The organism is Corallococcus sp. AS-1-6 (assembly GCF_020037015.1).
Taxonomy (GTDB): domain Bacteria; phylum Myxococcota; class Myxococcia; order Myxococcales; family Myxococcaceae; genus Corallococcus.
In genome coordinates this window covers 1-12,620 of the sequence record NZ_JAIQDE010000029.1, presented here as the reverse complement: position 1 = coordinate 12,620, position 12,620 = coordinate 1, and the positions used below count along the sequence as shown (strand labels likewise).

The 12,620-nt window shown below is 62.7% G+C and carries 7 protein-coding genes; 4 read left to right on the top strand and 3 right to left on the bottom strand.

Annotation, left to right across the window (positions count from 1 at the left end):
- Positions 1-392: 392 nt before the first annotated feature.
- Positions 393-2,171, bottom strand: a complete 1,779-nt coding sequence (locus tag K8612_RS31140; protein WP_223764932.1) for a hypothetical protein — start codon at positions 2,169-2,171, stop codon at positions 393-395.
- A 488-nt stretch (positions 2,172-2,659) separates the two neighbouring features.
- Between K8612_RS31140 and K8612_RS31135 the strand changes: the two genes are divergently transcribed.
- Positions 2,660-2,995 carry a hypothetical protein gene (locus tag K8612_RS31135; protein WP_223764931.1) on the top strand — a complete coding sequence of 112 codons (336 nt, stop codon included), beginning with the start codon at positions 2,660-2,662 and terminating at the stop codon, positions 2,993-2,995.
- A 416-nt stretch (positions 2,996-3,411) separates the two neighbouring features.
- Here the strand turns inward: K8612_RS31135 and K8612_RS31130 are convergent, their stop codons facing one another.
- Entirely contained in the window at positions 3,412-5,598 is a 2,187-nt protein-coding gene (locus K8612_RS31130; protein WP_223764930.1) for a protein-arginine deiminase family protein, read from the bottom strand.
- 125 nt (positions 5,599-5,723) lie between these two features.
- Between K8612_RS31130 and K8612_RS31125 the strand changes: the two genes are divergently transcribed.
- The gene (locus tag K8612_RS31125; protein ID WP_223764929.1) at positions 5,724-7,040 is read left to right on the top strand and encodes a hypothetical protein; all 1,317 of its coding nucleotides are present in this window, start codon (positions 5,724-5,726) and stop codon (positions 7,038-7,040) included.
- 98 nt (positions 7,041-7,138) lie between these two features.
- Here the strand turns inward: K8612_RS31125 and K8612_RS31120 are convergent, their stop codons facing one another.
- Entirely contained in the window at positions 7,139-8,581 is a 1,443-nt protein-coding gene (locus tag K8612_RS31120; RefSeq protein ID WP_223764928.1) for an FAD-dependent oxidoreductase, read from the bottom strand.
- Between the two features lie 1,067 nt (positions 8,582-9,648).
- On the opposite strand from K8612_RS31120, the gene K8612_RS31115 reads away from it, so the two are divergent.
- Both K8612_RS31115 and K8612_RS31110 read left to right on the top strand, forming a co-directional pair.
- Complete coding sequence (locus K8612_RS31115) at positions 9,649-11,064, top strand: AAA family ATPase (RefSeq protein WP_223764927.1); 1,416 nt, start codon at positions 9,649-9,651, stop codon at positions 11,062-11,064.
- Positions 11,061-12,053, top strand: a complete 993-nt coding sequence (locus tag K8612_RS31110; RefSeq protein WP_223764926.1) for a DUF4435 domain-containing protein — start codon at positions 11,061-11,063, stop codon at positions 12,051-12,053. The genes K8612_RS31115 and K8612_RS31110 overlap by 4 nt, the downstream gene beginning before the upstream one ends.
- The last annotated feature ends 567 nt before the right edge of the window (positions 12,054-12,620 follow it).

Sequence of the window (12,620 nt, the reverse complement as noted above, 5' to 3'; positions counted from 1 at the left end):
GAAATTCCCCCCTGGGGTGAGTGACGTAGCCGCACCTCGACGATGCGACCTTCTCCAAGGGCGAGAAGAGCCCAGCTCCATCCGCAGCCGGGCTCCTCTCCGGGCACTACTGCCCGCGCCTCACCCGTTCCCGAAGATGCTCGGCCAGCGCGAAGACAACGGCCGCCATCATCTTTCGGGTGAGTGTCGAGGCCAGCAGCTTCCTCACGGCGCTCAGCATGGCGTTCACCCCCTTCCCGCCCGACTGATCACGCCTCGCCCGCACCGTGACAGGTACGGGGACGAAGCCTTCTCCTCTGCCCTTATCCCGCCAGGGCCAGGAGATTTTCCTGTTCGAGACGCAGCGCAGCCGCAGATGCTCCTCCCCCAGCGAGCGGCCTTGGCTCAGCGCCTTACGCAGGCGCCAGCGTGCTTTTCGCGAGCACGTCCGACATCGCGTCGAAGGTCTTCGCGATCGTCTCCATCATCTGCATGGCCTGACGGATGGTGGAGACCGAAGGGTCAATGCCTGCCAGCGTAAAGGAGTTGTTCATGTCGGCGGCCGGCAGGTGGGCATCGCCCAGCCGAAGCTCGTATACGCCTACGAGCGGACTCGTCAGGCGCCTCGCTTCCTCGGGCGGAACAATGGTAGCGAGAGCACGCTCCAGAGACTTGATGGAACTGCGCTTCTCTCCCTTCGCTAAGGGGACCAGCGCCTGCAAGGGGCCAACATCAATGCTATCCGCCGTCAGCCGCGCGATGTCCTTGGCGAGGGCCAGCAACCCTTCGGGGTTCAGGGCGCGAAACCGGTGAATTGCGAGAAGGATGCTTGGGGCTTGGGGATGCTGCCGCAACAGCGGGGCCTTCCAGCGGACCCTGCAAGCCGCGTCAAGACGAGTGAGCGCCATCGCGAACCGCTCCTCCGGCGCACTCGTCTCGGCGGGCTCCGCTCGCATCTGCGAGTCGAGCAACTCCTCGCTCACCTTCCCGTCCGGAGCAATGTTGAACCCCATCCAAATGACCTTCTGCCACTCCGGGAGACGGGCGATGTCGGGCGCGTAGGCGTTGATCAACTCCTTCTGGTTCACTCCGAAGTGGATGCCGTAACCGTGGACGGGGGCGACCTCCCCTGTGTCGCGCGTGTACCACCGCAACGAGCCACCACGGCGCTGTGCGAGTTCTCCGATGACAGCCGGCCGGAACCATAACCACCGACTCTCCTCGTCGTTCCGGTTCCGGAGGTCGTCGGCGGGCGTCCGCCTCCCCGACGGGTCTGTGATGAAGAAGCACGCCGATGGGACCTTGTCGCCCCGGACGCGAGGGCTCGCTGCCGCAGGTTCGAACCACTCCGTGCGCCAGAGTTCGCCCGAGACGTCGAAGACCTTGCGCCGCCGAGACTTCACACTCCACGAGCGCGTCCGAATGCTCGATGCGTCGGGGACGCCAAGAACCGGCACGTCCTCTTCCGCATCGACGTCCGTCCGCCCCATGTGGAAGACGGCCGTCGTCGCCCCGAACAAGGAGCCGCCTTCATGGATTGCGCGAACGCGCGCCTCGAACCTGTCCCCACCCGCCGTTTCCCGCAGATCCTCTGAGTGCCACGGGATGTGGCTTGCGTCCTCCACGACGGTGCTCCGAATGCGGTACGTCGCCACCCAAAGGGCCATGTCGCGTGCCGCCAGATAGTCGCCGAGGTGCTCCGCACGAATCTCAAGCCGCACCGGCGCTCCTGACGCGCTCCGCTTCAGGTGTGCAACCTCGTTGTAGCCCTCCTGAGGGCACACCCAGTTGTCCCCCTCGCGCAGGAGACCGAGGGCGATGACAAGGTCCTGGTGGAGGTGCCACACGTGCTTCTCGGCACCGTCGAACCCCTGGTCCAAGACCAGGTCGATGCCTAGGTCGACCCCCTCCGGTTCCTGGAATACGTCGGCGGGCTTGTATCCGGCTGCAAGCACAAGAGAGCGCTGTGTGTGGCCGAGGGCGATGTCCGACCAATCGAGCGCCTCAGCCCTTTGACGGTGCTTGGTGGGAACTGCCACCGAGCCCAAGGCGAAGACCTCCTCTTCACAGCCGACGTGCCCGTGCTCGCCGGTACGGCTCTCCTCGTATGCGCGCAGCGGAATCCACACCAATTTAGAGAGCCAGCGCTTCCGGATGTCCCTCATCTCGAACCAAGCGTGGTCGCGCATCATGCCTCCACACACAGCGTAGTACAGCGGTGGTGTTGCAGCACCTTGATGAGGCGCCCCCGCTCCCGCCACATCCCACTGTGCCCCCCTCAACCCCCACTACCGGTTGGAGCCCATCGAGTTGCGGAGCCGAGAGATCAGAGCCCGAATCCATGCGTGGCAAGGACCAGGAACCTACAGTCTGGTCCGAACCAGAGCCCAGATCGCGGACAGGAACTTCGTCCGCGACCCTGAGAACACCCGCCTTCTGCTTCGAGGCTCGGGCACCTACAGGGTCGTCAATATGATCGAAGTGACGCAGGGCATTGAGGAAACTGCCATGGAGATCTTCCTGGAGTTTGAGGGGCCTATCCCACCCCAGTAGCACCAACCATGGGCTCCTTGCCCCCGCGAGCGCCTGCGGGGGCAACGCAAGTCAGGATCGCTTGATCCGGGTCGTCAGCACAGTCCCCTCGCCCTTATGAGGGGAGAAAGAAAGATAAGATAAAATTATGCCATGGACAATCGAAACGGCACTCGAAGACAAGTACCTCTCCCAGACTCGCAAGCTGCTCAGCCAGTATGAATTTCAGCTTGGTACGCTTACCCCCCGGATCACCATTCGACTGTATGAAAGCGTAGGCGGGAAGGGGGTTTGGTGGGAGCAAAGTCATTACATCAAGACCCCCGGCATGGGCGATGAGTACTGCCCAAGCCGCCCCTGGGGGGACGACGAGGCGTATGCTCTGCACCTCGCAGTGACGAGCCTGACCTCGTACTACGGAAACGCGCTGAAGCAGGGCGCTTCCCCGAGCGATGACTGGCTGATACCCAACAAGCACTTCTAGACGTCCAGCCGTCTCACCCGTGTGAGTCTCGGCGGCATCAGGGCAGGAACGCCTCGCGAGCAGCCGCTTCATGCCCTCCAAACGATCATCGCTCGCCGGATTCAGGCGGCAATGAGACAAGGCAGGCTCACATCGATAGCGCGCCGCCTCCGGTGCCGTCTCCAAAATGTCTCCAAGACTGGAGGGGACTCCGGGCAACAGGCGGGACTGGCGGGAACTGCCCCGTGGATTCGAAGTGCCCGGATTCACTCACGATTCAGCGAAAGGCGTGTGCCGTCGCGGGTTTAGGGTACCCCTCCTCCACGGGTTCGAATCCCGTCGGGGACACTGAAGGATCGAGGCCGGAAGCCGCTGAGACCCAGCGGTTTCCGGCCTTGGTGTTTTCAGGCTCCTCTGCGGATTGAGCGCGGAGGCCGTCAATGCGTGTCGCCCGGCACGTACTCCCACCAGCGCTTGAGCGTCAGGGCTCGCCGGGTGTTGGTGGCGCAGTGCACCTCACCCCCCTTGTTGTGGTACGCGCTCCAGTCGTCGATGAAGCGCGCGGTAAGCCCGTTCCGGCGGAACAGGGTCCGGACGTAGACCTCGAACAGGTCGAACGTGCCGTTCATCGGCACGTCCGTCGCTTCGATTTTGTACTTCCCCAGAAGCTTCGCGTAGGGCCCTTGCAGGCGCTGAGCGCCATCCAGCATGGGGCCAAACGGCTTCGCCATGACGCAGGTCCGCCCCAGCACGAGCATGTTCACCATGTTCGCGAACACGGTCGTCGCCCCCTTCATCCGCCCCTGCCGGTAGAGCATGGGCAGATAGAGGATCCGCTCCTCGGTCAGACCGATTTCGCTCTTCAATTGCTCCACCAGCCCATGGATGCCCTTGGCAGCGGTCTCGTTGAAGCGCAGCGTCGCCTTGAGCGTCGGCGCTTCGGAGATGCCTCCTGAGAAGCCGTGCATCGCCCCCTCGCCCATCATGAATCCTGGTGGGGCCCCTGTCCGGCCCGGAAAGGGCATTCCGCCCATGGGACGCATGGAGGACACCCCGGTCATGCGCGGCGGCGGGCCCGAGAATAATGAAGACATCCCGTGCGGCCTCCGCGCCGGAGCCCCCCCGCCTTCCGCCCCCTCGAAGAACGCCTTGACGGTGGTGTTGACGGGCTCATCGAAGCCCTCCCCCTCCACGCCCTGGATGCTCCGCCCCTCCAGCATCACGGATTGCGGCGCGACCTCCATCACGCCTTGAAGCATGTCCAGCGCCAGCTCAGGGCTGGGCAGACACAAGAGCCAGCCCCCATCCTCCGCGGGCACGAACGAGAGGAGCTCGTCCGCGTGCCCCACGTCCAGCCAACTGGTGTCGATGACGATGGGGGCCTGCACCCGCTGGGCCGCGAGGAACGCGCGGATGTTCGGGTCGAGCTGGCGGCGCTCGTTGCGCACGTCCGTGCCGTAATAGATGCGTCCCCAAGGGTAGGCCCGCCCCCGTGCGTCCCTCACTGGAGGCGTCACCTCCAGGTTGCCCAGCTTGTTCATGTCGCTGTCGGACGCGGAATGGCTGATTTGCCGGTGGTGGAAGTCGAAGTAGCCCATCCCGACGCCACGACCCTGCGTCTTGAAATACTGGATCATCCCACTCCTTCGCGTCGCGCCGAGCATCGCGTGCATTCCGCGCCGGGGAAGGTTGGAGGAGCCGATCTCCAGGCTGTCCTGCCCCCAGCGATCCCCGAGGACGGTAGGAATCTCCTCCAGCGGCAGCCCTACCCCCTCCAGGATGACCTTCAGGTCCGAGCGGAAGGTGGTGTTGTTCTGGCCGGAGAGCTGGATGACATAGACGGCTTCGGGGGCCTCCAGGTGATGCTGCATCATCCAGGGCGCCACCCGCACACGCGCGCGCTGCACCACGGTGCCCTCGGGGGAGGTCGTCGTCAGCAGCAAGACGATGTCCTCTTCCTTCAACGACTCGTCGAAGCGCACGGCCTCCATCCCCAGTCGGAGCACGGCGTTCTGGAGGTCGAGCACGCACGACGCGCCGGCGCTCGGACCGATGAGGGCCCGGGCCCCCCGGGTGCGTCCGTTGAAGATGCGCAAGCGGTTCTTGTCGCCCGGCTTCTGTAGGGACAGCGTGCACGTCACCTCCGCGCGGTAGCGGGTCTGCCTGCGGACCTCCAGGGGGGCGATCTCCTGCTCATCGTCCCCGCCGTTGATGACGTCATCCGCGTTGTCCGCGACCCGTGGGTTGCCGTTGTCCGCGTCCAGGTTGCACAGGACGATGGCGCCCTTCTTCCCTTCCCCCGGCCCCCAGTCCCAGCGGTCGAGCCCCGCCGAGGTCAACGTGCCGTCGCGGTCCGCGTCGAGGAACAGGGTCGCGTACACGAGCGCCTCAACGCCCAGCACCACCGTCGTCTCCCGGGAGAGCGGCTCCTTCAACCGGTGCGTCGCCACGGCCCCCGAGCGCAAGCGGTACTCCAGCGTGGCCGTCGGAGTGGCGTACTCGAAGACCGCCTCGCCCTGGTCGTTCGTGCGCAGCGTCAGGCCTGTCTCCACGAAGCGGACCGCCTCGTTGGCGACGGGCTCATATTGCTCGTCAATCAGTTGAACGGTGACTCGCCGGGACATCGGTTCTCCTGGAGACGGGACCGCGCGGAGTTGGGCGACCGGGCCCGACGCTATGGGCCGTGGAGGGATTCCCACAATCCGGCTACACCTTCCAGGCTCCGCGACATCCCTCCTCGAGGCTGCGCATGCTGATTCCAGACCCCGATGCCGACGTGACCCATGACACCACGGACCTCGACGGCTTCAGCACGTGGGTGGACACGCTCGTCGCCCAGCGCAAGACGAGCGACCTGAAGGTCATTTCCGCGATGTTCCTGGAGAAGGCGGTCGCCGCGAAGCGGCCCGCCTTCGACGTCGTCATCGCCGCGAGCAAGGTCCGCTGCGCCCTGGACAAGCTGGAGCCCAACGCCTCCGCCGAAGGCTCCTCCGCGGTCTTCAAGCTGCCGCGCGACCGCTGGTGGAAGCTCTTCATCGAGGGCCGCCACCACGGCAGCAGCAATACACACCAGGCGATGATCTTCGACCGGCAACAGTCCCCGGGCTTCTACAACGCCATGACCAAGGCCTTCACCGCCTGGCTCAAGCACCCGGCCGCGCCCGATGACCGGGTGGACTTCGACCGCTACCACGAGATGCACGCCGCCGTGACCAGGGGTGTGCTCAAGCTCAACGACGTGGTGTCCGAACGCGCCCGCCAGCGCTTCGTCCCCGTGCCGCACGAGCTCAGCCACTACACGAACTTCCCCATCGACGTGCAGGGCCACGAGGTGGACTGGGAGAGCCTGCTGGAGCTGAGCAACGATGGCGACATCGGGACCTTCAAGACCATCATGAAGGACCTGGGCGCGCCCCGCGACGTGCTGGAGCACTGGGTAGAGCGAGACTGGGCCACCAGCCTGCTCACACGCAGCCGGGGCAGCCAGTTGCTCTGGGGCACCGCCTACGAACCCCGGGAGGCGAAGGGCAAGGTCAACGCCCTCTTCGCGCGCTACTACCTGGAGCGGGACCAGGCCGCGCAGCAGAGCGCCAAGGAGGCGAAGCAGGAGCTGAAGCTGCGTGCCATCGTGCGCGTCATCCGAGCGCTCCACGTGGGCCACTTCTACGCGGACGCCAACGGCCGCCTCAACACCATGCTGCTCCTCAACTACCTGCTCCTCCAGGAGGGCTTCTCGCCCGTCATCCTCTTCGACACCGCCATCTTCGGAGGCGCCCTGCGGATGTATGATCTGGTGGACGCCGTGCGCGAAGGCATGAAGGCCTTCGAGGAGGAGCTGGAGGATTCGAAGCGGCCCCCGCGTCCCCTCCACGCGGCCTCGCGGGTCAAGCGGTGCGCCATTTGCGACCACCCCGCCAGTCGCACCGTCACCTGTCGCAAGTGCCGAGGCATCGCAGCCCACATCTGCGACGGCAAGATGTGCCAGCCCTCCCTCTGGGCGCTGGCCCCCCATGAGCCCAGGAGTGTCGTCCCCCTGCTCAATCAGTTGTGCGAGGCGTGTGGCTGACGCCTGTCGACTTTCACAGCGCCCCCGACGGTCAGCAACATCTGCCCGTTCCAGAAACCGGCGCGCCCAAGGCGTCGAACCTGGATGTCATTGAACACCTACGACCTGGACTTCTGGACCGGGACAGGGCCTGGACGCGTGAGAGGAGGAGGCCGTGTCTCGGTATTCGCCAGCCGCTCGAGAGGGCGCAGGAGCGACATGACGCCATGGCCCAACACGGGCAAGGCCACGGAGGGCTGGAGAACCGCCTCCAGCCCCGCGTGCAGGTGCAGGATCCGGTAGAACTGGCGATGGACGTGTGCGTCGGTCGACGTGCGCTCCATCAGCCGCAGGAGGTACCAGTGCAGCAAGCCCAGCCCGAAGGGCCGCTTCCCCACGGCCTGCGGATACAGCAGGTCCATGCCCGTGCCCAACAGCCACGGGAGCCGGATGACTTCAGGCAGCCGCTCGCGGAAGCGCTGCGCCAGGCCCGAGAGCTCGCCTCGTTCGGCCTGCTCGCGAAGGCAGGTGTCCAGCAGCTCGGCGCCAAGCCCCGCCACTGACATGCCTTGCCCGTAGAGGGGGTTGAAGGCACACGCGGCGTCTCCCAGGATGGCCAGCCCCTCGGGAAAGCGGGCCAGCTTCTCGTAGTGCCGCCACCGGCAGTCCTTCACCTTGTGCTGGGAGATGGGCCCTATCGGCGTGGCCTCTTTCAGATAGTTGTACAGGTCCGGACGCGTCAGTGAGCGCGCGTACTCGAGGAACCCCTGGTACTCGGTGGGCGCGTGCTCCCCGAAGTAGCCATTGAGGGTGACGAGCCACCGGCCTCCCTCGACGTGTGAGATGAAACCCGCGCGCCAGGCCTTGGGAGGACTTGGATAGAGGAAGAGCGCCTTCCATTCCTTCTGGAAGTGGGGCGGCGGCTCGTGCAGGCACGTCGTGTAGGAAAGGTCCACGATGACCTGCTCTTCCTCCGGGCGCGCGTAGCCGATGGCTTCCAACCACTGAGGCATCCGCGAGCCCCGGCCACTGGCATCCACGACGAGGTCCGCCTCCCACGACTCCTCGCCCTGGGGTGTCTTGACCCGGACGCCCGTGATGCGCCCCGTGCCCTTCTCGTCGCGGATGAGCCCTTCGATGGAGCAGCCCTCGCGCACCGCGACGTTGGGCCGCGCCTTCACCCGGCGCAGGACGTTCCACTCGAGCAGGGGCCGGGTGCACAGCAGCCCGGGGATGCCGCTGGTGTGGCGCAGCTTCCACACCCCGAAGTGGTGCCAGGCGAGGTCTCCACTCGAGTCGATGAGCTCGGCGCCCTGGACCTGGAGTTGCTCGAACAGGTCCGGGAAGTACGTGTCGAGGATGCGCCGGCCCGTGTCCAACAGCACGTGGATGTGTGGCCCTTGCGGAACACCTTTGCGCGCGGCGGGCCCCTCCCCCCGGACATCCCGCTCCACCAGCGTCACCTTGTCGAAGTGGTCCGCGAGCACCCGCGCGCTCAGGAGCCCCGCCATGCTGCCGCCAATGACCACGGCGCTTCCGAATCTGCGTCCAGGGGTTTCCACGTCCCAGGCCTCCAAGCGTTCATGTCGTGGCGCAGCCGCTCGCCTCCGCCGGGGAGATTGCAGCTCACCGGTCTGACATGCCCTCTGCCCCGGGGCTCGAAAGCTTCGCCGCCCCCCTGGAGGTGGCGCCCCGGATCAAGCACCTGCGTTGGTTCGTCCTCGTCGTCTTGCGGAGCATGGGAAGGACAGGAGCCCTCTTGGGTGTAGCGGGCGGATGCGGAGCGGGAGGTGATGGACGCTGACGGGTAGCCCATGAGCCGCACGTTGAGCTTCAACACCCCGCTCTGGGGTGGCCCTCGCGCAGGGGCAGGTGCGCACTCACCGTGGGCAACCCCAGGTGCTCCAAAATCGCTCTCACCCATCCTTCTGCCTTCACTTACGCCAACACCCTCAAGCCTGCCTCCACACCTCACGCAGACGAACATGTCGAAGTCGAACGTCCTCCTGAGCAACCCCGCCCAGTCCTCTCGCGGCCTCCTCTCCTTCAGCGGCTCCTTGCTGGCCGCTGCCTGGGGCGCCACGCTCGCCTCCTCCTCTTCTGCTTGGGGGAGCAGAAATGGCCGCGGTTGCGCGCCTGGAGCGAAGACGCCGTGGAACCTCGTGAGGTTTGTCCGAGGCGCAGGCACCACCGTCGCACGCCCTACTCGAAACCGCGTGGCGAGTACGACCCAGGACTTCTCGGTTGCTCTCACACTGTATGTGCCATGGCACAATCTCCGTCTCTGTAGGACTTACCCCAAAGTGAGCAGCCTGATGAGTAGCCGATGGACCATGCGCGCACTCTCCGCCCGGCGCGGCCTTCACTATCGCCCGCCGTCCGCTACTCCGTACAGGAAGTGCGCAGGATCCTGCTTTCACGCCCACGACGGACCGTGGGTACACTCGCGCACGTACTTCAGAGGAGTCGCTGGTGACGCCATCGGAAGGTCGTCGCCATGCTATGTCACAACAAAGCTTGGGGCGAGGGGCTCAAACTCCGGCTGCAGAGCCAATGCGAAGATGACCATTCTGCGGGCCTACCCTAAGCTCAGTCGATACGCCATTGTTGCCAAACTCACGGGAGAAAAATGAGCATTCCAAAAGCAGAAGGCCGGCAACTGAGGAGATTTAAAATCAGAGGCCTACACGGCGACAGAAATGTCTGCCTCGAAATCGACAGCCAAGTCAAAATCCTGATTGACTCAAACGGCTCGGGCAAGACCACTGTTCTCAATGCACTCTACAACGCCCTGACAGGGAAGACTAGTCGCCTGGGGCGGCTAGAGTTTGAAGAGATCATTGTTGAGTTTGACTCGGGTGAAAAAGTCTCGGCCCCATACTCAAGGTTCAAGCATCCACTTATTGCGCAACTGGAACTACTTGAAGAAGCCAGTCGCGGTCCGTATAGATGGCTTGCTCGCATTTTCGATGCGATTGGCGAGAGTGGCTTTCAGAATCTACTTGAGATTGCCCAAAGAGGACTCCCCCGTTCCGCGCTGGCTGAACTGCCTCAACTGATATTAGCAAGCAAGGCAACAGGGATTGCGCGGGATGAACTCGCCTTTCGACTTAGGCAGTTTGCGCGAGATGAAATGGGGCCGCGAATGTCCGGAGTGTCCGCAAATCCGCTTCAGGAGTTGCGCACCCTCTACCCGCATCCGGTTTTGTATTTTCCAACATATCGCCGCATTGAGGAAGACCTCCATACGCTGGGCTATCTGGAATCGAGCCTGCCCCATGCTGAGCAGTTGATTCAATTCGGCATGGGCGATGTGCAACAGCGAATAGACAGGATTACGACGCAGATTCGCGACTCATCCATTGAGTGGTATTCAAAAGTGAACGGGCGGATTCTTACAGAATTAATTGACGGCATTCAGGTCACCCCAGACATGCGAGATAGCATTCAAGATGCAGATACTCTGCGCATTGTTCTCGATCGAGTAGGGGAAAACATTGACGAGCGACACAAAAACCACATCCTTGAATTAATCAAGTCAGGGCGAATACACGGAGAACAGTACTCTCCACTCGTATATTTTCTCTCGAATCTCGGAAAAGTGTATGAACAGCAGCGAGAGAAGGACAACACAATCAAGGAATTCGTCAGGGTCGTCAACTATTACCTGCTCGAAGACAAGGAGGTAATATACAACGAAAGCAAGTTAAACATCGGCATCATCCAGAGGCGAACGGGGCGCCCTGTTGAACTTGAGCGACTATCCTCAGGAGAAAAACAGATTGTCTCAATATTCTCACGACTATACCTGGATGCCCAGCATGAATATGTAGTGATTTTCGATGAGCCCGAACTGTCTCTTTCGATTGAATGGCAGCGTCGACTCCTTGAGGATATCGTGGCGTCGCGACGCTGCAGACTGCTGGTTGTCGCGACACACTCCCCGTTCATCTTTGAAAATAGTTTGGACCAATTCGCCGGCGAACTGAATGTAAGCCCCTTCCCGGGAACCAATGCCGAAGAGGCTAAGGAGGGGGGCGAGTGAGCGACCGGGCGGGAGAGTTGAGGTTTGCTCGGGAAAGCTACGCTGTTGCTTGGCGGAATTTTATAAAGGCAGTAGCGACCGAGCCAGATGCCCTGTTTTGCTTTTTCGAGGGTGAGGACCTTAAATATTACTCCATAAGGATCAACCTCATAGCAAGGCCGGAAAAGTGTCGTTCTTTTGCTGTAGGAGGACGCGATGGCGTTGTGCACCTCCTTCAGTTGGTGCTCAATGCCGATGGGGGGCGATACGCGAAACTGAGGAGCGCGTTCTTTGTTGACAGGGACTTCATTCCCCCGGAGGCCTCTGACGAGCGTCTATATGTGACTCCGTGCTACTCCATTGAGAATATGTATGTCTCCCGCACAGCAATTGAGCGCATTTTCGAGAGTGAGTTTGGTCTTACACAAGGGGAGACGGCCATGGGTGTTGCGCTCGGTCTTTACGATACAGCCGCAGGCGAGTTCTATCGCGCAACAGGGGAGTTGAATGGCTGGCTTCAGCAACAGAGAAAAAAGGAGGCCCAGTCAAAACCAAAAGGGGAGAAAGTTTCCGTATTGAAGTTACAGAGCCTACAGGCCTGGGAGTTCGTCGACATGCAATTTCCCCACTGCGCAGAGAATTACTCAATTAGCACTTTAGATCAGCGCTTTGGGCGAGAATCTAACAATGTTGATGTCGATGCGATACGCGATTGGGTTGCCGATATCACATCCAACCCCCCTGCAGTTGCATACAGGGGGAAGTTTCTGATCGACTTTCTGTGTAAGTTTATTAATATTCTCGTCGAGGGCATTAACAGTCAGCCGCCCAAGTACTTTCCGGCTGCGCGGCATGTTGCGTTGGGGGTGCAGCGAAAAACTGCACTATCACAGCTATCCCAATATGCCGATACGCCAAGCTGCCTTATTCGATTCCTTGAAGGGGTTTGCCGGAGAGGCGCGGAGACTGCTTGCTGTAATTTGAAGCACCAAACGAAAGTGCAAGGTTGAATCGTTAGCAGCAAGGGCCATCTTCACTTTGAAGAGCATGGTCTGCGAACTCTTTCCCGACGCCTGCTTGCAGCGCGTGGCGCCGCTGCCTGACATCGGCCCAGCAAGAAACTGGGCCGCCCTCATCCAGGCCTGTGCGGAAGAACATAGGAAGAACAGGAGCCCTCTTGGGCGTAGCGGGCGGGAGCAGAGCGGGAGGTGATGGACGCTGACGGGGAGCCCATGAGCCGCACGTTGAGACTCAACACCCCGCAGCCAGGGGTGGCCCTCTCGCCGGGGGCAGGCTCGCACCTGCCGCAGGCAACCCCAGGTGCTCCCAAATCGCTCGCACCCCTGCGGCCTGCTTCACATATGCCAAGACCCGCCGCCTGCCTCCACACCTCACGCAGACGAACTTGTCGAAGTCGAACGTCCTCCTGAGCAACCCCGCCCAGTCCACTCGCGGCCTCCTCTCCTTCAGCGCTTCCTTGCTGGCCGCGGCCTGGAGCACCGTATCCGTCCGGCCAACGACGTGCCGTGAGGGGTTGCCGGCGTAGCGGCGCGCGGCGGACGCTTCCGGGCATGGCG

Excerpts from the sequence above, each read along its gene's own strand:
- K8612_RS31140 (WP_223764932.1), bottom strand. The coding sequence starts at position 2,171 with ATGATGCGCGACCACGCTTGGTTCGAGATGAGGGACATCCGGAAGCGC.
- K8612_RS31135 (WP_223764931.1), top strand. The coding sequence starts at position 2,660 with ATGCCATGGACAATCGAAACGGCACTCGAAGACAAGTACCTCTCCCAG.
- K8612_RS31130 (WP_223764930.1), bottom strand. The coding sequence starts at position 5,598 with ATGTCCCGGCGAGTCACCGTTCAACTGATTGACGAGCAATATGAGCCC.
- K8612_RS31125 (WP_223764929.1), top strand. The coding sequence starts at position 5,724 with ATGCTGATTCCAGACCCCGATGCCGACGTGACCCATGACACCACGGAC.
- K8612_RS31115 (WP_223764927.1), top strand. The coding sequence starts at position 9,649 with ATGAGCATTCCAAAAGCAGAAGGCCGGCAACTGAGGAGATTTAAAATC.